This window comes from Methyloversatilis discipulorum (assembly GCF_018780585.1).
Classification (GTDB): Bacteria; Pseudomonadota; Gammaproteobacteria; order Burkholderiales; family Rhodocyclaceae; genus Methyloversatilis; species Methyloversatilis discipulorum_B.
In genome coordinates, this window is the sequence record NZ_JADMJL010000005.1 from 24772 (window position 1) to 47266 (window position 22495).

Genomic DNA, 22495 nt, shown 5'->3' on the forward strand with positions numbered 1-22495 from the left:
CGGTCTAGAGGCGGAAGTGTTCGCCGAGATAGACCTTCCTGACGCTCTCGTTATACACGATTTCTTCAGGCCGGCCGCTCGCCAGTACCTCACCGGCGTTGATGATGTAGGCGCGATCGCAGATGCCCAGCGTCTCGCGCACGTTGTGGTCGGTGATCAGTACGCCGATGCCCCGCTCCTTCAGGAAACGGATGGTTTTCTGGATGTCGATGACGGCGATCGGGTCCACGCCGGCGAACGGTTCGTCGAGCAGGATGAAGCGTGGCGATGTGGCCAGCGCACGGGCGATCTCGACGCGGCGTCGCTCGCCGCCGGACAGCGCCGCGGCCGGACTCTTGCGCAGGTGACCGATGCCCAGTTCCTCCAGCAGCTCGTCCAGCCGGGCTGCGCGCCTGGCCGCGTCCTTCTCGTTCAGCTCGAGGATGGCGAGGATGTTCTCCTCGACGTCCAGCTTGCGGAACACCGAATTCTCCTGCGGCAGATAGGACAGCCCCTCGCGTGCGCGCTGATGGATAGGCAGGTGGGTGAGCCGCTCGCCGTCGAGATGGATCTCGCCGCCGTCGGCGCTGACCAAGCCGACGATCATGTAGAAACAGGTGGTCTTGCCCGCGCCGTTCGGGCCCAGCAGTCCGATCACCTCGCCGCTGCCGACCTCGAAGGACACGTCCTTCACCACCGGGCGCGACTTGTACTTTTTGCGCAGCCGCTCGACCTTGAGCCGGCTGGTGGTCCGGTTTTCACTCATCTTGTTCGGGTTGTTCGCGCAATACCTTGTGAATGCTATCGGCGGAAAAGCCGCGGGATTGCAGAAATCTTGCCTGTTTCGCCCAGCTTTTGGCATCCGACGGCCGGGCGTCGAACTTGCGTGCCCACACCGCGCGGGCGCGGGCGGCTTCGTCGTCGCCGACGGTGGCCAACGCATCGGCCACATCGGCATCGGCCACGCCGCGCTGCTTCAGGTCGTACTGCAGCCGGCGGGTGCCGAAGCGGGCCGCGCGGGACGATACGAATTGCCCGGCGAAGCGGCTATCCGACAGCAGTCCGCATTCCTCAAAACGGACAAGCAGTGCGGCAATCTCGTCCTCGTCGCCGTCCTCGCGCAGCTTGCGCGCCAGTTCCGCGCGGCTGTGGTCGCGCCGCGCGAGCAGGCGCAAAGCCTTCTCGCGCAGCGCGGCGTTCACGCGGCGTCCGCCTTGCTGTCCGGCGCGATCACCGCCAGTTCGGGCATGCCGCAGGCGACGCGCACCTTGTTCTCGATCTCGCGCGCCATCGCCGGGTTGGCGCGCAGGAATTCGCGCACATTGTCCTTGCCCTGGCCGATGCGGTCGCCGCTGTACGAATACCAGGCGCCGGATTTCTCGACGAACTTGTGCAGCACGCCCAGTTCGATGATTTCGCCTTCGCGCGAAATGCCCTCGCCGTACAGGATGTCGAATTCGGCCTGCTTGAACGGCGGCGCCACCTTGTTCTTGACCACCTTGACCCGGGTTTCCGAGCCGACCACTTCTTCGCCCTTCTTGATCGCGCCGGTGCGGCGGATGTCCAGGCGGACCGAGGCGTAGAACTTCAGTGCGTTGCCGCCCGTCGTCGTTTCCGGGTTGCCGAACATGACGCCGATCTTCATCCGGATCTGGTTGATGAAGATGACCAGCGTGTTGGTGCGCTTGATGTTGGCGGTCAGCTTGCGCAGCGCCTGGCTCATCAGGCGGGCCTGCAGGCCGGGCAGCGAGTCGCCCATCTCGCCTTCGATTTCTGCCTTCGGCGTCAGTGCGGCGACCGAGTCGATGACGATGATGTCCACACCGCCCGAGCGCACCAGCATGTCGGCGATTTCCAGCGCCTGTTCGCCGGTGTCCGGCTGCGAAATGAGCAGGTCGTCGATGCGCACGCCCAGCTTGCCGGCGTACTGCACGTCAAGTGCGTGCTCGGCGTCGATGAAGGCCGCGGTGCCGCCGAGCTTCTGCATTTCGGCGATCACCTGCAGCGTCAGCGTGGTCTTGCCGGACGATTCCGGGCCGTAGATCTCGACCACGCGGCCGCGCGGCAGGCCGCCGATGCCGAGGGCGATGTCCAGCCCGAGCGAACCGGTCGACACCGCCTGGATGTCGTTTTCGAGCTGGCCGTCGCTCATGCGCATGATCGAGCCTTTGCCGAACTGCTTCTCGATCTGCGCGAGCGCTGCGGCGAGCGCCTTGGCCTTGCTGTCGTCCATGCTGAATCCTTTCCTGGGTATGCGGTCGATTATGGCACAGTTCTTGCCACAGGGTCTTTTGGCGTGCCTCCCAGCAAAGCCAGGAGCACGGCCAGTGTATGACATGCGGATTGCCGGCGGACCGCTTGGCGGTCGCCGTCGAAATGCAGGGTTTCGCTGCGGCTGCGGCCGTCGGCCAGGGCCCAGCCGAAGCAGACGGTGCCCACCGGCTTGCCCGGCACCGCGCCGCCCGGCCCGGCGATGCCGGTGATCGACAGCGCGACCGTGGCGTCCGAATGCGCCAGCGCGCCGCGCGCCATCGCCAGCGCCACGGCTTCGCTGACCGCGCCGTGCGCCTTCAGCGTGGCTTCGGGCACGCCCAGCATGCGCTGTTTGGCCGCGTTCGAGTAGGTGACGAAACCGCAATCGAACCAGGCCGAACTGCCGGCGGTCGCGGTGACGATCTCCGCCACCCAGCCGCCGGTGCAGGATTCGGCGGTTGCCAGCACCGCACCGGCCGCTTTCAATGCGGCGCCCACCTCGATCGACAGCGTCTGCAGATCGGCGTCCATCAGAAGAGACGCACGACCAGCAGGTGCAGCGCCGCGATCGACGCCGCCGCGAACAGTGCGGCGATCACGTCGTCGAGCATGACGCCGAAGCCGTTCTTCATGTTCACGTCCACCCAGCGCGCCGGTGGCGGCTTGAAGATGTCGAAGAAGCGGAAGGCGAAGAAGGCGGCCAGCTGCCACCAGAAATCGACCGGCGTCACCCACAGCACCAGCCAGAAGGCGACGATTTCGTCCCACACGATGGCGCCGTGGTCGGCCACGCCGAGCGCGCGACCGGTGCGCTGGCAGCAGGCGCTGCCGAGCGCGAAGGCGATCAGCAGGAACAGCGCGAAGGCCCCATCGGAAAACGAGGGCTTGATCAGCAGATAGAGCGGCCAGGCGGCCAGCGTGCCCCAGGTGCCGGAGGCGAAGGGGATCAGGCCGCTGCCGAAGCCGCAGGCCAGCATGTGGGCCGGGTGGACGAGGAAGCCGGGGCCGGGGTAGGGCGCTCTGGTTTTCATGATTCAGGCGAAATGGTCATAACCGCGTCGGCCGACCGGCAGTTCTGCGCCGGCGGCGTCGACCAGGCGCACGCCGTCGCCGGACTGCATCGCGCCGATGCGGGTGAGGGGCAGCGCCAGTCGCATCGACAGCGCGGCGAGGGCGTCGTCGGCTTCGGGTGGTGCGCAGAACAGCAGTTCGTAATCGTCGCCGCCGGCCAGCAGCGCGTCGCGCACCGCCTTGCCGTCGGTGCAGGCGGCGTGCAGTGGCGCCCAGGGCAGCGCTGCGTCATCGACCACGGCGCCGAGACCGCTGGCATGGGCGATATGGCCAAGATCGGCCAGCAAGCCGTCGGACACGTCGATCATCGCCGTCGCCAGGCCCTGCAACGCAGCGCCGAGAGCGATGCGCGGCTGCGGCTGTTCCAGCGCCGCGACGCAGTCGTCGTGTGCACTGCCGTGCAGCCGGACCTTGCCCAGCAGGTCGGCCAGGCCGAGCGCGGCGCGACCGGGCTGGCCGGACACCCAGATGCCGTCGCCGACGCGTGCGCCGCTGCGGCGTATCGCGCGGCCAGCCGCGACCTCGCCGAAGGCGGTCACGCACAGGTTGAGCGGGCCGCGCGTCGTGTCACCGCCGATCAGATCGACGCCGAAGGTATCGGCGCAGTCGAAGAAGCCGGCGGCGAAGGCGGCCAGCCAGTCGTGATCGATCTGCGGCAGCGACAGCGCCAGCGTGACCCAGCGCGGCACGGCGCCCATCGCGGCGACGTCCGACAGGTTCACCGCCAGTGCTTTCCAGCCCAGGCGTCGCGGGTCGGTGTCCGGCAGGAAGTGGGTGCCGGCGACCAGCATGTCGCTGGTGATTGCCAGTTCGTGGCCGGGCGACGGTGCGACGACAGCGCAGTCGTCGCCCGGGCCGAGCGCGGCCGCGCGCATCGGCCGCACGAAGTGGCGGCGGATCAGGTCGAACTCGGGCGTCATTCGGCGTCGGTGCTCATGCAGCAAGTGCCATGCACGCCGTGCGCATATATATATGCAGCGTGCGGACGACGCTCAGCCGCGCGGACGGTTGCGTGCCGCCTCGACCTCGACCGCGCGCAGCTGCGGCGCCAGCTTGTCGAGCACGCCGTTGACGAACTTGTGGCCGTCGGCGCCGCCGAATTCCTTGGTCAGCTCGATCGCCTCGTTGATCACGACGCGGTAGGGCGTCTCGATCATGTTGGCCAGTTCGAAGGTGGCCACCAGCAGGATGGCGTGCTCGACCGGCGACAGTTCCTCCACCTTGCGGTCGAGGTGGGCGCCGAACTGCGCGCGCAGCGCCTCGGCGTTGTCCAGCGCGCCTTTCAGCAGCGTGCGGAACAGCTTGTGGTCCACCTTGGAAAAGCCGGCGTCCTCGCTCAGGTGGGCGATGATGTCCGGCGCCTCGTTGCCCGAAAGCAGCGACTGATAGATGCCCTGCACCGCGTATTCACGGGCGAGGCGGCGGCTGGATTTGCGCGGAGCTTCGGGCTTGGCGTCCATGGTCAATCCGTCAGTCTGGCGAGCAGGCGCGCCATTTCGACCGCGGCGCGACCGCAGTCGGCGCCCTTCTCGTGCATGCGGGCGATCGCCTGGTCGTCGTCCTCGGTGGTCAGCACGCCATTGGCGATCGGCACGCCGGTCTTCAGCTGGATGTCGGCCACGCCGCGCGCCATTTCATTCGACACGATCTCGAAGTGGTAGGTCTCGCCGCGGATCACCGCGCCAAGCGCGACCAGTGCGTCGTACTTGCCGGACAGCGCCAGACGCTGCAGCGTCAGCGGCAGTTCGAGCGCGCCGGGCACGGTCACGATCAGCGTGTCGGCGGGCGCCACGCCCAGCTTGCGCAGTTCGGCGCAGCAGGCCGACAGCAGGCCGTTGCCGATGTCCGGATTGAAGCGGGCCATCGCGATGGCGACGCGCAGGCCTTTGCCGTCGAGGTTCTCCTCGATTTCGGGAATGTCATTGAAGCGGGGCATGGATATCTCGTCCGAGGTGTTCAGTGCTGCAGGTAGCCGGTCAGTTCGAGGTCGAAGCCGGCCATGCTGGGAATCTTGCGCGGGCTGGCGAGCAGCCGCATCTTGCGCACGTTCAGCGAGCGCAGGATCTGCGCGCCGACACCGAAGGTACGGGCGTCCCAGCGCGCGGCAGGTGCGTCGGTGGGGTCGATCAGCAGCGCGCGCATGCCGGCGTCGGTTTCGTTCCGGCGCAGCATGACGATGACGCCGCTGCCGGCGTCGTTGATGATCTGCATCGCGCGGTCGATGCTGAAACTGTGGCGCGGATTGTCGGCGTCGAGGAAGTCGAGCACCGAAATCGGCTCATGCACGCGCACCAGCGTTTCGGTGTCCGGGTCGATTTCGCCCTTCACCATCGCCAGATGGATTTCGCCGGTGGTGGTGTCCTCGAAGCCATGCAGCGTGAACTGGCCGTAGGCGTTGCGCACCTCACGCTTCGACACCTCGCGCACCAGCGCTTCGGTGGCGGCGCGGTAGGCGATCAGGTCACGGATGGCGCCGATCTTCAGGCCGTGTTCCTTGGCGAACTCGATCAGGTCCGGCAGCCGCGCCATCGTGCCGTCGTCCTTCAGGATTTCGCAGATCACCGCCGCCGGCTCCAGGCCGGCCAGCTGGGCGAGGTCGCAACCGGCTTCGGTGTGACCGGCGCGGATCAGCACGCCGCCCTTCTGCGCGGTCAGCGGGAAGATGTGGCCGGGCATCACGATGTCGTCCGGCTTCGCGTTGCGTGCCACCGCCACCTGGATGGTGCGCGCGCGGTCGTGCGCCGAAATGCCGGTGGTCACGCCCGTTGCGGCCTCGATCGACGCGGTGAAGGCAGTGCCGTGTGGCGTGCGGTTGTGGCGCACCATCTGCTCCAGCCCGAGCTGGCGGCAGCGCTCGTCGGTCAGCGTCAGGCAGACCAGGCCGCGGCAGTGCTTCACCATGAAATTGATCGCTTCGGGCGTCACGAACTCGGCGGCCAGCACCACGTCGCCCTCGTTTTCGCGGTCTTCCTCGTCAACAAGGATGACCATGCGGCCGGCCTTGATGTCGGCGATGATGTCCTTGACCGGCGCCAGTGCGCTCATCTGTATCAGTCCTCTGCAGCCATCATGCGCTCCGCGTAGCGGGCGATGAGGTCGATTTCAAGATTGACCCGGCTGCCTGCCTTCAGGCTGCCGAGCGTGGTGACCTGTACCGTGTGCGGAATCAGGTTGATCGAAAATTCGCAGCCATCCTCGACGTCGGCCACGCGATTCACGGTAAGGCTGACGCCCTGCACCGTGATCGAACCCTTGCGCGCGATGTAGCGGGCCAGCGGCTTCGGCGCGACGATGACCAGCTCGTGCGATTCGCCGACGCGTTCGAAGCTGCGCACCGTGCCGACGCCGTCGACGTGGCCGCTGACCAGATGGCCACCCAGCCGGTCGGACAGGCGCAGCGCCTTTTCCAGGTTCACCTCGCCGGGTGCGTCGAGGCCGGCGGTGCAGTTCAGCGTTTCCTTCGATACGTCGAACTGCGCGTTGCGGCCGTCGATGCCGATCACCGTCAGGCAGACGCCGTTGTGGGCGATCGAGTCGCCGAGTGCGACGTCGTCCAGGCCGAGTCCGGCGGTGTCCACGGTCAGACGGAGGCCCTGTTCGAGCGGATCAATGCGGGTGATGCGGCCGACGGCGGCCACGATGCCGGAAAACATGGGGAAGGGTGCGCAACGGAAAGATGCGCGATTTTACGCGATCAGCGCGCGCTGCTGGCAGCGATTACGCGATCGAGACCGGCGGCGAAGGCGTCGGCCGGTACGAAACCGACCGTACGAGCGCTGTCGATCTCGCGCCCGTCGGGGCCGAAGAACAGGATGCCCGGCGGTCCGAACAGGCCGAAACGTTTCAGCAGCGCCTGATGTTCGGCGTCGTTCGCCGTGACGTCCGCCTTTAGCAGCGTGAAGCCGGCAAGTCGGGCGGCCACCTTGGGGTCGGCGAAGGTGAAGCGCTCCATTTCCTTGCAGCTCACGCACCAGTCGGCGTAGAAATCGAGCATGACCGGGCGCGTCGCCGCGGCCAGCCGGGCTTCCAGCTCAGCCACGCTGCGCACCGGTTCGAACACCGGTTTCGCCTCGGCCGCCGCCGCACCGCCGCGCAGCACCGACAGCGGCTGCAGCGGGTCGCGCGAGCCGGCCGCGGCGCCGATCAGGATGCTGGCGCCAGCCAGCAGCGCGATCACGCCAACGCCCTTCCACAGCTTGTGCCAGCCTTTCGCATGCGCCGGCAGCGGGTCGAGCGCGTGCAGGTAGATGCTGCTGGCGATCAGCAGCGCCGCCCAGGCCAGCATCGCCAACAGGGCCGGCAGCACCGGCTGCGCGATCCAGATCGCGGTGGCCAGCAGCAGCACGCCGAAGAAGCGCTTGACGCCTTCCATCCACGGACCGGTGTGCGGCAGCAGCGAGCGCGAGGCCACGCCGACCGCGATCAGCGGGGCGCCCATGCCCAGCGCCAGCGCGAACAGCGCCAGCCCGCCGAGCGCGGCGTCGCCGGTCTGCGCAATGTAGAGCAGCGCACCGGCCAGCGGCGCGGCGACGCAGGGGCCGACGATGAGCGCCGACAGCGCGCCCATCGCGACGATGCCGCCGTAGGAGCCGCGCCGGTGGTTGGCCGTGTCGGACAGGCGCGACTGCAGTGCGGTCGGCAGCTGCAGTTCGTAGAAGCCGAACATCGACAGTGCGAGCACGACGAACACCAGCGCGAAACCGCCCAGCACCCAGGCGTTCTGCAGCGCCGCCGACAGCAGCGTGCCGGACAGCCCCGCCGCCACACCGGCGATGGCGTAGGTCACCGCCATGCCCAGCACGTAGGCGAGCGACAGCGCGAGCGCGCGGCCGCGCGAAATGTCGGCGCCGTGGCCGACGATGATGCCGGACAGGATGGGCACCATGGGCAGCACGCAAGGCGTGAAGCTCAGCGCCAGACCGAAGCCGAAGAAGGTGATGGCGACCAGCCACAGATTGCCGCCGCGCAGCAGGCCGGCGGCGAAGGAGCCGTCATCCGGCTGCGAAGCGCCGGTTGCCGTCGAGTCGGTCGCCGCCGGAGTGTCGGTTGCCGGCGACGAGGTGGCTGCAGCGGCGCGGCCGCGCAGCCGGTCGAGCAGTCCGCCGCCTGCGCTGTCGCCGTCGAGGCCGGCTGGCCACACGCGTACGCCGGGCTGTGCCGGGTCGAGCAGCACCGTCTGTTCGCTCGGCGGGTAGCACACGCCGGCGTCGGCGCAGCCCTGCGACGCCACCTTCAGCGTCACCACCTCGCCGCTCGCGCTCAGCGGCAGGCGTATCGGCAACTGACCGCGATGGACTTCGACATCGCCGAAGATTTCGTCCTTCTTCATCTTGCCCGGCGGGATGTCCGGCGTGCCGAGTGCCGCCTGCTCCGCGGCGAAGCCCAGCTTGTCGCGGTACAGGTAGTAGCCATCGGCGATGTCGAAGTGCACCTCGACCGTATTGCGGTCCACCACCTGTGCCGACAGCCGGAAAGCCTGTTCCAGCGGCAGCAGTTCGGGTTCGGCGCGCAGCGGTGCGGCGGCCAGCAGCGCCAGCCAGACCAGCGCGGCATACAGGATGCGGATCATCGGGTTTCCGTGTACGTATTCGTCATTTCGCCCACCCATTGCAGATAGGCCGGCAGACCGCGGTCCACCGGCAGTGCAACGATTTCGGGCAGGTCGTAGGGATGCAGCGCACGCAGCGCGGATTCGAGCGCGTCGTAGGCGGCGACGGTGGTCTTGATCGCCAGTGGCACTTCGTCCGCCTCCTCGATCGCGCCCTGCCACGTGTAGATGGACCGGACCGACGCACCGATGCTGACACAGGCGGCGTGTCCGGCCTCGACCAGCGATCGCGCGATGCGTTGCGCGGTCGCTGCGTCCGGCAGCGTGGTGAGCACCAGCAGCACGTCGGTCATTGCCCGGTCGGCGCGGTGGCCCGCCACCAGCGTTCTATCAGCACGCGCAGCACGTGCAGCTTGCCGTGGAAGAAGTGGCCGCTGTCGCCGAGCACCGCGACCGGCAGGTTCTGCGGCGCCGCCCAGGCCAGCACATTGGCCAGCGGCACGACCTGATCGCGCTCGCCGTGGATCACCAGCGCGTCGTCGCGCACCGGGCCCGGCTCGTAGTGACGGATGCCCTCGACGCTGCCGGCGGCCAGGCCGACCAGCACCATGCCGGCCACCGGGCGGCCGTTCTCCGCCAGCCGGTCGGCGACGCGCGTGGCGACGAAGGCGCCGAAGGAAAAGCCGGCGACGATGACCGGCAGGTCGCCATAGGCATTCAGGCCGTGCTCGATCACCACCAGCTGGTCGTCGGTCTCGCCGCGGCCTTCGTCGTGCGTGCCTTCGGTGGCGCCGACGCCGCGGAACTGCGAACGCAGCGTGACGCAGCCCAGTTCGCGCAGCGCCCGCGCGACGGTCACCACCACCTTGTTCTCCATGGTGCCGCCGAACAGCGGGTGCGGGTGGCCGATCAGTGCGAGCGCGCGCGGGGCGTGATCGGGGCGCTCGGCCAGCACCTCGATGCCGCCGACCGGGCCGGCGATGACCGTGCGTTCCGACTGGATGCGCGTATTCATCAGACCTTCAGCCGTTCGACGACGCGGCCGTGCACCAGGTGCTCGTCGATGATCTCGTCGATGTCCTCGCGGTCCACGTAGGTGTACCAGACCGCCTCCGGGTAGATCACCATGACGGGGCCTTCGCCGCAGCGGTCCAGGCAGCCGGCCATGTTTACCCGGGTCTTGCCCTCGCCGGACAGGCCCAGCGCCTTGACGCGCTGTTTCGCGTAGTCGCGCAGCGCGGCGGCGCCCAGCGCGGCACAGCACTGTTCGCCCTCGGCGCGCTGGTTGCAGCAGAAGAATACGTGGTGCTTGAAGTGGCTCATGCGAGGTTCGGATGCGGACAAAGACGTGATTATCGGTGATCGTGGGCGGCATGGCGGCCGCGGCTTTCGCGCAGTTGCAGCGCCATCAGGTAAGGCAGCGCGAAATACGGCCACAGCGCGGACGCCAGTCGGGTCAGACCGCTGAAATTGAAAAAGTGCCCGGCCCGCCAGGCATCGGACACCGCCGACGGGTAAGGGTTGTCGGGCGCCAGATTCACCAGCGCCACACCGGCGAGCAGAGCCAGCGCCGCGACGCCGAAGCGCAGCGTGACCGGCAGCCACAGCGCGACGCGCAGCGCGACAGCGCCGCCGGCCAGCCCGGCCAGCGCGCCCGGCGTGGCCCACAGCCAGGCACCGCCGGCCGGCACCAGCACCGCGCCGGAGCCGGCCTTGATCGCCAGCGCGACGACGAAAGTCGAGCCGAGCAGCCAGAAGCTGCGCGCGCGCATGCTGTGCCAGCCGATCACGCCGACGCTCACCATGGCGCAGATGCAGGCGCCGATCTCCACTGCGCGGTAGCGCCGTTCGGTGAAATCGACCGGTGCTTCGAGGCCGAACACCCAGCGCAGGTCGCCCAGACCGAACAAGGGCGTGTCCGGATCGATCTGCGCCAGCCACCACAGCACGAGCAGCACCAAGGCGAATTCGCCGGTGTGGCCGCGCACGATGCGGCGCGCGCGCCAGCGCGCCAGCGCGCCGCCGTCGCCCAGCATGCCGCCCCAGCGCGCGCCGAGAAGTGCGCCGCAGGCGGCGCCCAGGGCATTCGACGCGACGTCGAGATTGGACGGCACGCGGGTCGGCAGATAGTGCTGCAGAACTTCGAGCCCGATAGACAGGCCGGTCGCCAGCAGGCAGGCGAGCAGGAAGGCCGGCAGACGGCGCAGCCAGGGCGACGCGGCCGGCACCAGCAGGAAGCCCAGCGGCAGGTAGCCGAGCGCATTGGCGATGACGTCGAAACGCGTCCAGTAGCGCGGCCACGGCGCGCTCAGAAAGCCGAGCAGATCGCCGCCGCCCTCGCGGAAGTCGCCCAGCGGATGCAGGCTGGCGTAGGCGATCAGCAGTGCCCACAGCAGCGCGAGGTGGCGCGCGAGGTGGGTGGCGTGGCGACTGTTCTTCATGCCATCAGCCCGGCGATGGCGAGGTAGCGGGCGCCCTTGCCGATTGCCATCATGACGCCGCTGCGCAGCGGCGGCAGGCGCAGCCAGCCGGCGGCGATGCACAGCGCGTCGCCGATGAGCGGCACCCACGACAGCAGCAGCGCCGGCGTGCCATGCCGCTGCAGCAGCGCCAGCCGGCCCGGCAGTTCCTTGCGCGGGATGAAGCGCCCCATCGCGTAGCTCACCATGCCGCCGGCGGTGTTGCCGGCGGTGGCCAGCAGCAGCGCGGCGTCGCGTTGTTCCGGGTGGGTGGCGAGCACGGCCAGCAGCGCCGCTTCCGAGCCGCCGGGCAGCACGGTGGCCGACAGGAAGCTGGCGAGCGTCAGTCCGGCCAGGCTGGCTTCGGCCCCGGGCATGAAATCCATGCTCAGCGCGCGTCCGTACCGGGCGCGATTTGCCCCCGGGCTGTGCGCGCTGCTAGGCTTGCGTGCTTGCGCATCGGCCATTCCGGCGCCGGTGCGGGCTGCGCTGTGTCCTCATCATGCAAACCGACTACCTCGAAAGAATCCTCAACGCGCAAGTGTACGACGTCGCGGTCGAAACGCCGCTCGATGCCGCACCGAACCTGTCGCGGCGCATCGGCAACACCGTACTGTTCAAGCGTGAGGACATGCAGCCGGTGTTCTCGTTCAAGCTGCGCGGCGCCTACAACAAGATCGCCCAGCTGTCGGACGAGGCGCGCGCGCGTGGCGTCATCTGCGCGTCGGCAGGCAACCACGCCCAGGGCGTGGCGCTGTCGGCGGCCAAGGTGGGTTGCCGTGCGGTCATCGTGATGCCGACGACGACGCCGCGCATCAAGGTGGACGCGGTGGCGGCGCGCGGCGGCGAGGTGGTGCTGGCCGGCGAGTCCTACGACGAGGCCTATGCGCACGCACGCAAGCTGGAAGCCGAACAGGGCCTCACCTTCGTGCACCCCTTCGACGATCCGGACGTGATCGCCGGCCAGGGCACGATAGGCGTCGAAATCCTGCGCCAGCACCCGAAACCGATCGACGCCGTGTTCTGCTGCGTCGGCGGCGGCGGGCTGATCGCCGGCGTGGCGGCCTACATCAAGCGACTGCGCCCGAACACCCGCATCATCGGCGTCGAGGCGTCCGACGCCGACGCGATGGCGCAGTCGCTGAAGGCGGGCAGGCGCATACAGCTCGACAGCGTCGGGCTGTTCGCCGATGGCGCCGCGGTCAAGCTGGTCGGCGAGGAAACCTTCCGGCTGGCGCAGCAGTACGTCGACGAAATGGTGCTGGTCGATACCGACGCCATCTGCGCCGCGATCAAGGACGTGTTCGAGGACACCCGCTCGATATTGGAGCCCGCCGGTGCGCTGGCGGTCGCCGGGGCCAAGGCCTGGGCGGCGCGCAACAACGTGAAAGGCAAGACCCTGGTCGCCGTGGCCAGCGGCGCCAACATGAATTTCGACCGCCTGCGCTTCGTCGCCGAACGCGCCGAGATCGGCGAGTCGCGCGAAGCGGTGCTGGCGGTGACGCTGCCTGAGCGCCCGGGCGCCTATCGCGAACTGGTGGCGCTGTTCGGTCGCCGCAACATCACCGAACTGAACTATCGCTACAAGGACGCCAGCGAGGCGCATGCCTTCGTCGGCGTGCAGGTATCGGGCCGCGCCGAGGCCGCCGAACTGGTGAAACACCTGGACGCCAACGGCTACCCGGCGCTGGATCTGACCGACGACGAAATGGCCAAGCTGCACGTGCGCTACATGGTGGGCGGCCGCAGTCCCGACGTCGGTCACGAACAGGTGTATCGCTTCGAATTCCCGGAACGTCCCGGTGCGCTGATGAAATTCCTCGACTCGATGAGCCGTGACTGGAACATCAGCCTGTTCCACTACCGCAACCACGGCGCCGATTACGGCCGCGTGCTGGTGGGCATGCAGGTGCCGCCGGGCGATGCCGAGGCGCTGCAGCGCTTCCTCGACACGCTGGGCTATTCCTGGCGCGAGGAAACCGCCAACCCGGCGTACAAGCTCTTCCTCGGATGAGGCGCTTCGCCGTCCTGCTGGCGCTGTGCGCCGCCGCGACCTGTGCCTCGGCCGGGCCGCTGGCTTACATCACGAACCAGGGCTCGCACGAGGTGACGGTGGTCGACGTCGACGCCTCGACCATCGTTGCCCGGCTGCCTGCCGGCAAGTCGCCGGCCGGTGTATGGGTCAGCGAGGCGGCCGGCAAGGCCTTCGTCAGCGCACCGGACAGCGCGACGATCACGGTGATCGATCTGGCAAGCCGCGCGGTGGTGGGCGAAATGAAGGCCGGTCGCAGCCCGGTCGGCATCACCGTGACGCCGGACGGCCGGCGCGTGCTGGTGGCCGACTGGTTCTCGCACCGCGTGCTGGTGTTCGACGCGGCGAGCCACGCCGCGCTCGGCGAGATCGCGGTCGGCAATGCGCCGGCCGGACTGGTGGCGTCGCCCGACAGCCGCACCGCCTACGTCGCCAACCGCGACGACAACGCGGTCGGGGTGCTCGACCTCGATGCGATGAAGCAGACCGGCGTCATTGCCGTCGGCAACCATCCGTTCGCGCTCGAACTGTCGGCGGACGGTCGCACGCTGTACGCGCTGAACGTGTGGAGCGACGACGTGTCGGTGGTCGACCTCGCACAGTCACGCACGGTCGCTACACTGCCGGTCGGCAAGGCGCCCTATGGCATCGCCTTCTCCGATGACGGCACGCGTGCTTACGTGACGAACCAGAAGGGCGACAGCGTATCGGTCATCGACACCGTCGAACGGCGCGTCATCGCGACCTGGCCCTCGGTCGTTTATCCCGAGGGCGTCGCGGTGGCCGGCACTAAACTGCTGGTCGTGAGCTGGATGGACGATCTGGTCGGCGTGTACGACGCGCGGACCGGACAGTCGCTGGGCAGCATCGAACTCGGGCGCAACCCGCGCGGATTCGGGCGCTTCATGCACAAGCCTGCGGCGGCACGTTGATCGCGACCGTGCTTGCCGCTATCTTCACCGCCTTTTTTCGTCGCCGACTTTTCAACCCAACCATTCTGACAACGAGGAGATTCAACCCATGCGTTTTGTATCGGCATTCGTCATGATGCTGGCCGCGTCGCTGGCGGCATCGTTCGCCCACGCGCACGGCCCGACCCGCCAGAAGGCGTTCGAAACCATCACCATCAAGGCCAGCCCGGATGCGGTGTGGGCCAAGGTGAGCGATTTCACCCAGCTGCAGGGCTGGCATCCGGCGGTCGAGAGCAGCACCGCCACCAATGGCAGCAACGTCGGCTCGGTGCGTACGCTGAAGCTCAAGGGCGGCGGCGAACTGGTGGAGACGCTGGAGTCCATCGATCCGGCGGCGAAGAAGTTCTCCTATCGCGCCAAGGATGGCGGCGCGCTGCCGGTGACCAACTACAGTTCCAATCTGACGGTGAAGGCCGGCGACGGCGGCACCTCGGTGGTCGAATGGCGCGGCGCCTTCTATCGCAAGTACATGAACAACGACCCCCCGAAGGGTGAAGACGACGAAGCCGCGCTGACCGCGGTGACCGGCGTCTACAAGAGCGGTCTGGAAAACCTGAAGAAGGTGATGGAGAAGTAAGCGCCCGCAGGACGCACAGAACCGGGCCAGCGCGGCCCGGTTTTTTTTCGCCTACGGAAACACCGGAATGTCCGGGTCGGCGCCGTGCGGCTGCACCTGCGGATGCAGGGCGCGTACCCGTTCGGTGATTTCCTCGACCCGCGTGCGCGGTACGTCGAGCATGACCAGCATCTGGCCCTGTTCGATCGCGTCCTCGAAGGCCTTCAGGTGCGTGTTGCCGGCGGTCAGCCCGACCATGCCGCCGACCCAGGCGCCGGCACCGGCGCCGCCCAGGCCGGACGCCAGCAGGATGCCGCCGGCAATCACCGCTGCGCCCGGCGACAGCGCCAGTCCGATCAGTCCGCCGAGTATGCCGACGCTGCCGCCCATGGCCAGTCCGCGCTGCACCGCTGGCGAGAAGTCGGACTTCTGCAGCATGGTCGCTTCCGGCAATTCCTCCAGTGGCGTACCGCGCCGCGCCAGGATGTGGATGTGCTTCTCGGGAATGCGCGCCACCAACATGTCGTTGACCACGGTGCGTGCGGTGTCGATGCCGGGTACCAGGAAATAGATGCGTTTCATGCCGTCCTCCTCCGTGCAGGGCCTTGCAGGCACGCACCTCGCTGCAGGCAGGCGCGCGATCAGGTCGGGACTGCTTCCAGCATAGACGGCCGGCGGCGCGCTGCCCGGCCGCTCAGCGGTGCGACGCGAAGGTGTCGGCTTCGGTGACGATCCAGTCCATCGGCAGGTCGTGCGGCTGCGGTTGCAGGTCGTCGAGGCGACCGTCCTCGATCGCCACGCCGACCGCCAGCGGCGTCGGTTCGAGCGCGGCCAGCGTGCGGTCGTAATGGCCGGCGCCGTAGCCCAGCCGGTAGCCGCGCGCGTCGAAACCGTTGCACGGGATCAGCAGCAGTTCGGGCACCACCGGTTCGCCCTCGGCCGGATAGGGGATGCCGTAGCGGTCGGTCGCCATTGCGGTCTCCGGCGCCCAGCGGCGGAAGCTCATCGGCTGGCCCTTTTCGCCCACCACCGGCAGCGCGGCCCAGCGCGCCGGGTCGGCGGCCAGCCAGTGGCGCATCAGCGGCAGCGCGTCGAATTCGCCGCGATACGGCCAGGTGAAGCCGATCGAGCGCGGTGCCAGACGGGTCAGCAGCGCCTCCAGCCTTTCGTTCAGCGCGGCGTGCAGCGGCGCCAGGGTGGCCGGGTCCATGGCCAGGCGGCGGCCGACCAGTTCGAGTCGCAGCGCCTTGCGGCGTGCGCGATCATCGGGAACATTCATGTGCGGGCGGTATCATTCGTGCAAACCTGGAAACACTAGCAGATGCCCACACGATTCCCGCTCCACACCGTCCGCACGCTGTTCATCGGCGCCTGCATGACTGTCGCTGCCGTCGCGCACGCCAATGACGACGCGGCCTTCCTCGCCGCGCGCGACGCTTTCTCCGCCGGCAACCGCCAGGCCTTCGAACGCCACGCCGCCGGCCTGCAGTCCCACCCGCTGGCGTCCTACATCGATTACTACCGGCTGCGCCTGGACATCGACCGCGCCTCGCCGGACAGCATTGCGGTGTTCCTCGAACGCAATGCCGACACGGTGGTTGCGCAACGCTTGCGCAGCGACTGGCTGCGCCAGCTGGCGAAGACCGAGCAGTGGGCGGCTTACCGCACCGAATACGCGAAGCTGCCGCAGAAGAATCCGTCGCCCGAGAACGACCTGCGCTGTCACGCCGCGCGTGCCGGCATGGTGGCGGGCGACGCCGCGGCAGTCGATGAGGCGCGCGCGCTGTGGGACACGCTGGACGACGCCCCGTCGGCCTGCAATCCGGTGTTCGCCGCGCTGTTCGACGCCGGCCGTCTGAGCGAGGACGACGTCTGGGCGCGTGCGCGCCGGCAGATGGAGGCGAAGCGGCCGGGTCAGGCGAGCAGCGTGCTGGATCTGCTGCCGGCGGCCGAACGGCCGGGCCGGGTGCTCGACGACATCGTCGCCAATCCGGCGCGCTGGCTGGTCCGCCAGCCGGCCAACTTTTCGATCACCCGCCGCGGCCGCGAGCTGGCGCTGATGGCGGTCGCCCGCATGGCGCGCAACGACGTGCGTGCGGCCGAGCGCAGCCTGGAGGTGATCGCCGCCCGTCTGAGTCCGCAGGAACGCGCCTACGCCTTCGGTCAGCTCGGCTGGCAGGGCGCGATGCGGCACGACCTGCGCGCGCTGCAGTGGTGCCGCTCGGCCGACGACGCGATGGATGGCGACGAGGTGTTCGCCTGGTGCGCGCGCGCCGCGATGCGCGACGGCAAGTGGAAGGTGCTGCGCGACATCGTCGAGCGCATGCCCGAAGCGCTGGCGTCGAAGCCGGAATGGATCTACTGGGGTGGGCGCGCACGCGGCGCGACCGGTCATGTCGATCAGGCGCGCGAACACTACCGCCGCATTGCCGACCAGCCGAACTTCTACGGTCTTCTGGCGCGTGAGGAACTGGGCCAGCCCTACCAGCTGCCGCCACAGGCGGCCGAGCCGTCGCCGGAGGACATCCGTCGCGCCGAACTGATGCCGGCCATCCAGCGCGCGCTCAAGCTGTTTGCGCTCGATCTGCGGACCGAGGCGCTGCGCGAGTGGAACTGGGCCATCCGCGAGGCGGACGACCGCACACTGCTGGCGGTCGCCCATTTCGCGGTGAAGAAGTCGTTGTGGGACCGCGCCATCGCCAGCGCCGACCGCACGGTGGCCGAGCACGACTACGCGCTGCGTTATCTGGCGCCGATGCGCAGCGAAGTCGAACCGCACGTGCAGGCGCGCGCGCTCGATCTGAGCTGGGTGTACGGCCTGATGCGGCAGGAAAGCCGCTTCATCATGAACGCGAAGTCGTCGGCCGGCGCCCAGGGCCTGATGCAGGTGATGCCGGCGACGGCAAAATGGGTGGCGAAGAAGATCGGTCTGAACGGCTACCAGCCGTCGCAGATCGCCGACACCGACACCAATCTGCTGCTCGGCACCAGCTACATGCGTCTGGTGCTGGACAGCCTGGACGACCATCCGGTGCTGGCCAGTGCCGGCTACAACGCCGGGCCGGGGCGCGCCAAGAAGTGGCGTGCTGCCAAACCGCTGGAAGGCGCCATCTACGCCGAAACCATTCCGTTCACCGAAACGCGCGACTACGTGAAGAAGGTGATGGCCAACGCAGTCATGTACAACCTCGTGTTCGGCCGCAAGGAGGTGGGGCTCAAGCAGCGCCTCGGCACCATACAGCCCGGTCCCGGCGCGCTGCCGGACGATCCGATCTGATCCAGAAACAGAGTCTCGAACAACAGACCCGGAGTGCATCCATGTTTCCGAAAACCGTCCTCCTGATCGGTGGCGCCGGCTTCATCGGCAGCCACGTCGCCAGCCAGCTGGCCGCCCGCGACGTGCGCGTCATCGTGCCGACGCGCCGCCGCGACCGCGCCAGGCATCTGATCCTGCTGCCGACGATCGACGTGGTCGAGGCCGACGTGCACGACCCGGCCACGCTGGCGCGTCTGATGACCGGCGTCGACGCCGTGGTCAATTTCGTCGGCATCCTGCACTCGCGCGGCGGCAGTCCCTGGGGCCGCGACTTCGAGCGTGCGCACGTGGCGCTGCCCAAGGCCATCGCCGCCGCGGCGAAGGCGGCAGGCGTGCAGCAGCTCATCCAGGTCAGTGCGCTCGGCGCGTCCGAGGGGGCGCCGTCGGAGTATCTGCGCTCCAAGGCGGCCGGTGAGGCGGCCATCCGCGCCGGGGGCGTGGACTGGACGATATTCCGTCCGTCGCTGGTGTATGGCGACGGCAAGTGCTTCCTGTCGATGTTCGCAGGTCTGCTGAAGATGTTCCCGGTGTTCCCGCTGGCCGGTGCCGACACCCGCTACCAGCCGGTCGCGGCACGCGACGTCGCGCGCTGCATCGTGCATGCGCTGGGCGACGAGACGGCGGTCGGCCAGACCTATGCGCTGTGCGGCCCCAAGGTCTACACGATGCGCGAACTGGTGAAGATGACCGGCCGCGCCATCGGCGCCGAACGCTGCGTCATCGGCCTGCCCGGACCGCTGGCGTCGCTGCAGGCGCTGGCGCTGGAACTGGCGCCGGGGCCGACGCTGATGTCGCGCGACAACCTGCGCTCGATGCAGGTCGACAGCGTGTGCGATACCGGCTGCACGCTGCCTTTCGATTTCGTCCCGCTGGCGCTGGAGAGCGAGATCGACGCCTGCCTGGCCGATTTTCGCCCGACCGACCGCTTCGAGCACGCGCGCTCGAAAGCGCACAGATAGATGAAGATCTACCGCGTCGGCGGCTCGGTCCGTGACGAGCTGATGGGGCTGCCGGCCGGCGACCGCGACTGGGTGGTCGTCGGCGCCACGCCGGAAGACATGGTGGCCGCCGGCTACACGCCGGTCGGCCGCGATTTTCCGGTCTTCCTGCACCCGCAGACGCACGAGGAACACGCGCTGGCGCGCACCGAGCGCAAGACCGCGCCCGGCTACCGCGGCTTCGTGTTCCACGCCGACCGTACGGTGACGCTGGAGCAGGACCTGCAGCGGCGCGACCTCACCATCAACGCGATCGCACGCGCCGACGACGGCACGCTCATCGACCCGTGCAATGGCCGCGCCGACATCGCCGCGCGCGTGCTGCGCCACGTCAGCGCCGCCTTCGCGGAAGACCCGGTGCGGATACTCAGGCTGGCCCGCTTCGCTGCGCGCTTCCACGACTTCACGGTGGCGCCGGCAACGGTGGCGCTGATGCGCGACATGGTGGATTGCGGCGAGGTCGATGCACTGGTGGCCGAGCGCGTGTGGCAGGAAGTGTCGCGCGGGCTGATGGAGGCGAAGCCCTCGCGCATGATCGAAGTGCTGCGCGAGTGCGGCGCGCTGCGCGTCGTGCTGCCGGAGGTGGACGCGCTGTTCGGCGTGCCGCAGCCGCCGCAGCACCATCCGGAGATCGACACCGGCATCCACCTGATGCAGTGCCTGGACTGGGCGGCCGCGCACGGCGCTTCGCTGGCGGCGCGCTGGGCGCTGGTGGCGCACGACCTTGGCAAGGGCACGACGCCGAAGGAGGAATGGCCGCGCCACATCGCGCACGAGGCGCGCAGCGCGAAGCTGGCGCGCGAGCTGGCAGAGCGGCTGCGCGTGCCGGTCGATATCGCCGACATCGCGCGGCTGGTGGCGCAGGAGCACACCAATGTGCACCGCGCCGCAGAGCTGCGTGCCGACACCATGGTGAAGCTGCTGGAGCGGCTGGACGTGATGCGCAAGCCGGAACGGCTGGCCGACATCCTGCTCGCCTGCGAAGCCGACGCGCGCAGCCGCCCCGGCCGTGACGAGGCGGGTTATCCGCAGGCAGCGCGGGTGCGCTCGGCCGCGGAGGCGTTCCGCTCGGTCGATGCGGGCGCCATCGCAAGCCGGCTGGCGGCGTCGGGCAAGGTGTCCGGCCCGGCGATCGCACAGGCGGTGCACGCGGCGCGCGTGCAGGCAGTCGCGGCGCGCTAGGGTCTGTTGCGGCGGGTCGTCACCACCAGTGCGATGCCGCCCAGCGTCGCGACCGAGGCCAGCAGCAGGCGCAGCGTCAGCGCTTCGGACAGCAGCAGTGCGCCACCGATGGCCGCGATCACTGGCACCGACAGCTGCACGCTGGCCGCCTGCGTTGCGGTGAGACCGCGCAGCGCGCTGTACCAGATGGCATAGCCGACGCCGGACGCCAGTGCGCCGGACAGCGCCGCATAGACGAAACCCAGCGCATCGATGCGCGCCTCGGCAGCGGCAATCATCGACAGACCGATCGCCATCGGCACCGCGCGCACGAAGTTGCCGGCGGTCATCGCCAGCGGCGTGCCGCGGGCGCGCCGGCCGCGCAGCGAATAAACGCCCCAGGCAATACCGGCCAGCGCCATCAGGATAGCGGCCTCGGCCGGTGGTGCGCTGACGCCGGGTGCCAGCAGCACGCCCAGCCCGGCCAGCGCCAGCAGCAGCCCCACGGTCTGCAGCGCGCGCAGCCGTTCGCCCTTCAAAAGGCCGGTGCCTATCATCGTTACCTGCACGGTGCCGAACAGCAGCAGCGCGCCGGTACCGGCGGACAGTTCGCGGTAGGCGTAGGAGAAGGCGGCGGCATAGACGAACAGCGCGGCTGCGCCCGCCCAGTCGCCCGCCAGTCGCCCGTCCTGCTGGCGACGGACCAGCGCCCACAGCACCAGGGCGCCGGCGGCGATGCGCACCAGCGTGAAGCTGGCGGCGTCGATTGCGGTATCGGCCAGCGCCAGGCGGTTCAGCACCGAATTGGCGGCGAAGGCCAGCATCGCCGCCGCGGTCAGGGCGGCGATGCGGCCCGGCGTCGGGCCTGCGCTCAAGAGCGGCGCAGCTGGCTCAGGTCGCGCACGGCGCCGGTGTCGGCGCTGGTGGTCATCAGCGCATAGGCCTGCAGCGCGGCCGACACGACGCGTTCCCGCGCGTGTGGCGTCCAGGCTGCGGCGCCGCGGTCCTCTTCCGCTTCGCGACGGTGCGCCAGTTCGGCGTCATCGACCGCGAGGTGGATGGTGCGGTTCGGGATGTCGATCTCGATCACGTCGCCGTCCTTGACCAGTGCGATCAGCCCGCCCTGGGCCGCTTCCGGCGAGGCGTGGCCGATCGACAGGCCGGAGGTGCCACCGGAGAAGCGGCCGTCGGTCAGCAGTGCGCAGGCCTTGCCCAGGCCCTTGGACTTCAGATAGGTGGTCGGATACAGCATTTCCTGCATGCCCGGACCGCCCTTCGGGCCTTCGTAGCGGATCACCACGACTTCGCCCGGCTTGACCTGATCGCCGAGAATGCCGGCGACCGCGTCGTCCTGGCTCTCGAACACCTTGGCAGGGCCGGAGAACTTCAGGATCGAGTCATCGACGCCGGCCGTCTTCACGATGCAGCCGCGCTCAGCGATGTTGCCGTACAGCACGGCCAGCCCGCCGTCCTGGCTGAAGGCGTGTTCCTTGTTGCGGATGACACCGTTCTCGCGGTCGAGATCCAGTTCCGGGTAGCGGCGGTCCTGCGAGAAGGCGACCTGGGTCGGGATGCCGCCGGGCGCGGCACGGTAGAAGGTGCGGACGGCCTCGTCCTCGGTGCGCACGATGTCGTACTTGTCGAGCGCTTCGCCCAGCGTGGCGCTGTGCACGGTCGGCAGGTCGCGATGGATCAGGCCGGCGCGGTCCAGCTCGCCGAGGATGGCCATGATGCCGCCGGCGCGGTGCACGTCTTCCATGTGCACGTCCGACTTGGCCGGCGCCACCTTGGACAGGCAGGGCACGTGACGCGAGATGCGGTCGATGTCGGCCATCGTGAAATGGACGCCGGCTTCCTTCGCCGCGGCCAGCAGATGCAGCACAGTATTGGTCGAGCCGCCCATCGACACGTCGAGCGTCATCGCGTTCTCGAAGGCCTTGAAGCTGGCGATCGAGCGCGGCAGCACCGAGGCGTCGTCGCCTTCGTAGTACTTGCGGCACAGTTCGACGACCAGCTGGCCGGCGCGCAGGAACAGCGCCTTGCGGTCGGCGTGGGTGGCCAGTACCGAGCCGTTGCCCGGCAGGCTGAGGCCCAGTGCTTCGGTCAGGCAGTTCATCGAATTGGCGGTGAACATGCCGGAGCAGGAGCCGC

26 protein-coding genes are annotated in these 22495 nt (G+C 68.9%); 6 read left to right on the forward strand and 20 right to left on the reverse strand.

Annotation, left to right across the window (positions count from 1 at the left end):
- Positions 1–4: 4 nt before the first annotated feature.
- The 16 genes from lptB to IV112_RS01390 all read right to left on the reverse strand — a co-directional run bounded on the left by lptB (position 5) and on the right by IV112_RS01390 (position 11696).
- Positions 5–745, reverse strand: coding sequence for an LPS export ABC transporter ATP-binding protein (lptB, locus tag IV112_RS01315; RefSeq protein WP_304000604.1), 741 nt, complete (start codon positions 743–745; stop codon positions 5–7).
- Positions 738–1181, reverse strand: a complete 444-nt coding sequence (gene recX, locus IV112_RS01320) for a recombination regulator RecX (RefSeq protein ID WP_304000605.1) — start codon at positions 1179–1181, stop codon at positions 738–740. The genes lptB and recX overlap by 8 nt, the downstream gene beginning before the upstream one ends.
- Positions 1178–2212, reverse strand: a complete 1035-nt coding sequence (gene recA / locus IV112_RS01325; protein ID WP_019915573.1) for a recombinase RecA — start codon at positions 2210–2212, stop codon at positions 1178–1180. Before recA ends, recX begins: the two co-directional genes overlap by 4 nt.
- A gap of 29 nt (positions 2213–2241) precedes the next feature.
- Entirely contained in the window at positions 2242–2763 is a 522-nt protein-coding gene (locus tag IV112_RS01330; protein ID WP_304000607.1) for a CinA family protein, read from the reverse strand.
- The gene (locus IV112_RS01335; RefSeq protein ID WP_304000639.1) at positions 2763–3209 is read right to left on the reverse strand and encodes a phosphatidylglycerophosphatase A family protein; all 447 of its coding nucleotides are present in this window, start codon (positions 3207–3209) and stop codon (positions 2763–2765) included. The genes IV112_RS01330 and IV112_RS01335 overlap by 1 nt, the downstream gene beginning before the upstream one ends.
- Before the next feature lie 57 nt (positions 3210–3266).
- On the reverse strand, positions 3267–4223 hold the full coding sequence (gene thiL, locus IV112_RS01340; protein ID WP_304000608.1) for a thiamine-phosphate kinase: 957 nt from the start codon (positions 4221–4223) through the stop codon (positions 3267–3269).
- A 72-nt stretch (positions 4224–4295) separates the two neighbouring features.
- Entirely contained in the window at positions 4296–4763 is a 468-nt protein-coding gene (gene nusB / locus IV112_RS01345; RefSeq protein WP_304000609.1) for a transcription antitermination factor NusB, read from the reverse strand.
- A gap of 2 nt (positions 4764–4765) precedes the next feature.
- On the reverse strand, positions 4766–5239 hold the full coding sequence (gene ribH / locus IV112_RS01350) for a 6,7-dimethyl-8-ribityllumazine synthase (protein ID WP_020163184.1): 474 nt from the start codon (positions 5237–5239) through the stop codon (positions 4766–4768).
- Between the two features lie 20 nt (positions 5240–5259).
- A complete protein-coding gene (gene ribBA / locus IV112_RS01355; protein ID WP_304000610.1) occupies positions 5260–6348 on the reverse strand; it encodes a bifunctional 3,4-dihydroxy-2-butanone-4-phosphate synthase/GTP cyclohydrolase II in 1089 nt (362 codons plus the stop codon).
- 5 nt (positions 6349–6353) lie between these two features.
- Positions 6354–6956 carry a riboflavin synthase gene (locus tag IV112_RS01360; protein ID WP_304000612.1) on the reverse strand — a complete coding sequence of 201 codons (603 nt, stop codon included), beginning with the start codon at positions 6954–6956 and terminating at the stop codon, positions 6354–6356.
- Positions 6957–6997: 41 nt separating this feature from the next.
- Positions 6998–8872 carry a protein-disulfide reductase DsbD gene (gene dsbD / locus IV112_RS01365; protein ID WP_304000613.1) on the reverse strand — a complete coding sequence of 625 codons (1875 nt, stop codon included), beginning with the start codon at positions 8870–8872 and terminating at the stop codon, positions 6998–7000.
- The gene (cutA, locus tag IV112_RS01370; RefSeq protein ID WP_304000614.1) at positions 8869–9204 is read right to left on the reverse strand and encodes a divalent-cation tolerance protein CutA; all 336 of its coding nucleotides are present in this window, start codon (positions 9202–9204) and stop codon (positions 8869–8871) included. The genes dsbD and cutA overlap by 4 nt, the downstream gene beginning before the upstream one ends.
- Positions 9201–9866 (reverse strand): alpha/beta hydrolase, encoded by a 666-nt coding sequence (locus tag IV112_RS01375; protein WP_304000615.1) that lies wholly within the window; start codon positions 9864–9866, stop codon positions 9201–9203. Before IV112_RS01375 ends, cutA begins: the two co-directional genes overlap by 4 nt.
- Positions 9866–10174, reverse strand: a complete 309-nt coding sequence (locus tag IV112_RS01380) for a (2Fe-2S) ferredoxin domain-containing protein (protein ID WP_019915560.1) — start codon at positions 10172–10174, stop codon at positions 9866–9868. The genes IV112_RS01375 and IV112_RS01380 overlap by 1 nt, the downstream gene beginning before the upstream one ends.
- Positions 10175–10203: 29 nt before the next feature.
- Positions 10204–11292 carry a VanZ family protein gene (locus tag IV112_RS01385; RefSeq protein ID WP_304000616.1) on the reverse strand — a complete coding sequence of 363 codons (1089 nt, stop codon included), beginning with the start codon at positions 11290–11292 and terminating at the stop codon, positions 10204–10206.
- The gene (locus IV112_RS01390; RefSeq protein ID WP_304000618.1) at positions 11289–11696 is read right to left on the reverse strand and encodes a YqaA family protein; all 408 of its coding nucleotides are present in this window, start codon (positions 11694–11696) and stop codon (positions 11289–11291) included. The genes IV112_RS01385 and IV112_RS01390 overlap by 4 nt, the downstream gene beginning before the upstream one ends.
- 116 nt (positions 11697–11812) lie before the next feature.
- On the opposite strand from IV112_RS01390, the gene ilvA reads away from it, so the two are divergent.
- The 3 genes from ilvA (at position 11813) to IV112_RS01405 (ending at position 14890) form a co-directional block, all read left to right on the forward strand.
- The gene (gene ilvA / locus IV112_RS01395; RefSeq protein ID WP_304000621.1) at positions 11813–13324 is read left to right on the forward strand and encodes a threonine ammonia-lyase, biosynthetic; all 1512 of its coding nucleotides are present in this window, start codon (positions 11813–11815) and stop codon (positions 13322–13324) included.
- On the forward strand, positions 13321–14274 hold the full coding sequence (locus IV112_RS01400) for a cytochrome D1 domain-containing protein (protein ID WP_304000622.1): 954 nt from the start codon (positions 13321–13323) through the stop codon (positions 14272–14274). The genes ilvA and IV112_RS01400 overlap by 4 nt, the downstream gene beginning before the upstream one ends.
- 88 nt (positions 14275–14362) lie before the next feature.
- Positions 14363–14890 carry an SRPBCC family protein gene (locus IV112_RS01405; RefSeq protein WP_304000624.1) on the forward strand — a complete coding sequence of 176 codons (528 nt, stop codon included), beginning with the start codon at positions 14363–14365 and terminating at the stop codon, positions 14888–14890.
- 51 nt (positions 14891–14941) lie between these two features.
- On the opposite strand, the gene IV112_RS01410 is transcribed toward IV112_RS01405, so the two are convergent.
- Positions 14942–15451 carry a DUF1269 domain-containing protein gene (locus tag IV112_RS01410; protein WP_304000626.1) on the reverse strand — a complete coding sequence of 170 codons (510 nt, stop codon included), beginning with the start codon at positions 15449–15451 and terminating at the stop codon, positions 14942–14944.
- 112 nt (positions 15452–15563) lie between these two features.
- Entirely contained in the window at positions 15564–16148 is a 585-nt protein-coding gene (locus tag IV112_RS01415; RefSeq protein WP_304000628.1) for a 5-formyltetrahydrofolate cyclo-ligase, read from the reverse strand.
- Between the two features lie 42 nt (positions 16149–16190).
- On the opposite strand from IV112_RS01415, the gene IV112_RS01420 reads away from it, so the two are divergent.
- From IV112_RS01420 to IV112_RS01430, 3 genes are read left to right on the forward strand one after another with little or no spacing between them, the layout of a single operon-like run.
- Entirely contained in the window at positions 16191–18146 is a 1956-nt protein-coding gene (locus IV112_RS01420; protein WP_304000630.1) for a lytic transglycosylase domain-containing protein, read from the forward strand.
- Positions 18147–18187: 41 nt separating this feature from the next.
- Positions 18188–19144: a complex I NDUFA9 subunit family protein gene (locus IV112_RS01425; RefSeq protein WP_304000631.1), complete on the forward strand. Its 957-nt coding sequence runs from the start codon at positions 18188–18190 to the stop codon at positions 19142–19144.
- The gene (locus IV112_RS01430) at positions 19145–20365 is read left to right on the forward strand and encodes a multifunctional CCA addition/repair protein (protein ID WP_304000633.1); all 1221 of its coding nucleotides are present in this window, start codon (positions 19145–19147) and stop codon (positions 20363–20365) included.
- On the opposite strand, the gene IV112_RS01435 is transcribed toward IV112_RS01430, so the two are convergent.
- Positions 20362–21219, reverse strand: a complete 858-nt coding sequence (locus IV112_RS01435) for a DMT family transporter (protein WP_304000635.1) — start codon at positions 21217–21219, stop codon at positions 20362–20364. The two genes, IV112_RS01430 and IV112_RS01435, sit on opposite strands and share 4 nt — an antisense overlap.
- Positions 21216–22495 (reverse strand): dihydroxy-acid dehydratase (gene ilvD, locus IV112_RS01440; RefSeq protein WP_304000637.1); only part of this gene is annotated, 1280 nt, incomplete at its 5' end. The genes IV112_RS01435 and ilvD, both read right to left, overlap by 4 nt.

Excerpts from the sequence above, each read along its gene's own strand:
- nusB (WP_304000609.1), bottom strand. The coding sequence starts at position 4,763 with ATGGACGCCAAGCCCGAAGCTCCGCGCAAATCCAGCCGCCGCCTCGCC.
- ribH (WP_020163184.1), bottom strand. The coding sequence starts at position 5,239 with ATGCCCCGCTTCAATGACATTCCCGAAATCGAGGAGAACCTCGACGGC.
- IV112_RS01430 (WP_304000633.1), top strand. The coding sequence starts at position 19,145 with ATGAAGATCTACCGCGTCGGCGGCTCGGTCCGTGACGAGCTGATGGGG.
- IV112_RS01425 (WP_304000631.1), top strand. The coding sequence starts at position 18,188 with ATGTTTCCGAAAACCGTCCTCCTGATCGGTGGCGCCGGCTTCATCGGC.
- ilvA (WP_304000621.1), top strand. The coding sequence starts at position 11,813 with ATGCAAACCGACTACCTCGAAAGAATCCTCAACGCGCAAGTGTACGAC.
- IV112_RS01380 (WP_019915560.1), bottom strand. The coding sequence starts at position 10,174 with ATGAGCCACTTCAAGCACCACGTATTCTTCTGCTGCAACCAGCGCGCC.
- IV112_RS01360 (WP_304000612.1), bottom strand. The coding sequence starts at position 6,956 with ATGTTTTCCGGCATCGTGGCCGCCGTCGGCCGCATCACCCGCATTGAT.
- IV112_RS01400 (WP_304000622.1), top strand. The coding sequence starts at position 13,321 with ATGAGGCGCTTCGCCGTCCTGCTGGCGCTGTGCGCCGCCGCGACCTGT.
- IV112_RS01415 (WP_304000628.1), bottom strand. The coding sequence starts at position 16,148 with ATGAATGTTCCCGATGATCGCGCACGCCGCAAGGCGCTGCGACTCGAA.
- IV112_RS01410 (WP_304000626.1), bottom strand. The coding sequence starts at position 15,451 with ATGAAACGCATCTATTTCCTGGTACCCGGCATCGACACCGCACGCACC.
- thiL (WP_304000608.1), bottom strand. The coding sequence starts at position 4,223 with ATGACGCCCGAGTTCGACCTGATCCGCCGCCACTTCGTGCGGCCGATG.
- IV112_RS01385 (WP_304000616.1), bottom strand. The coding sequence starts at position 11,292 with ATGAAGAACAGTCGCCACGCCACCCACCTCGCGCGCCACCTCGCGCTG.
- IV112_RS01405 (WP_304000624.1), top strand. The coding sequence starts at position 14,363 with ATGCGTTTTGTATCGGCATTCGTCATGATGCTGGCCGCGTCGCTGGCG.
- IV112_RS01420 (WP_304000630.1), top strand. The coding sequence starts at position 16,191 with ATGCCCACACGATTCCCGCTCCACACCGTCCGCACGCTGTTCATCGGC.
- ribBA (WP_304000610.1), bottom strand. The coding sequence starts at position 6,348 with ATGAGCGCACTGGCGCCGGTCAAGGACATCATCGCCGACATCAAGGCC.
- dsbD (WP_304000613.1), bottom strand. The coding sequence starts at position 8,872 with ATGATCCGCATCCTGTATGCCGCGCTGGTCTGGCTGGCGCTGCTGGCC.
- cutA (WP_304000614.1), bottom strand. The coding sequence starts at position 9,204 with ATGACCGACGTGCTGCTGGTGCTCACCACGCTGCCGGACGCAGCGACC.
- IV112_RS01335 (WP_304000639.1), bottom strand. The coding sequence starts at position 3,209 with ATGCTGGCCTGCGGCTTCGGCAGCGGCCTGATCCCCTTCGCCTCCGGC.
- IV112_RS01390 (WP_304000618.1), bottom strand. The coding sequence starts at position 11,696 with ATGGATTTCATGCCCGGGGCCGAAGCCAGCCTGGCCGGACTGACGCTC.
- lptB (WP_304000604.1), bottom strand. The coding sequence starts at position 745 with ATGAGTGAAAACCGGACCACCAGCCGGCTCAAGGTCGAGCGGCTGCGC.
- recA (WP_019915573.1), bottom strand. The coding sequence starts at position 2,212 with ATGGACGACAGCAAGGCCAAGGCGCTCGCCGCAGCGCTCGCGCAGATC.
- IV112_RS01330 (WP_304000607.1), bottom strand. The coding sequence starts at position 2,763 with ATGGACGCCGATCTGCAGACGCTGTCGATCGAGGTGGGCGCCGCATTG.
- IV112_RS01375 (WP_304000615.1), bottom strand. The coding sequence starts at position 9,866 with ATGAATACGCGCATCCAGTCGGAACGCACGGTCATCGCCGGCCCGGTC.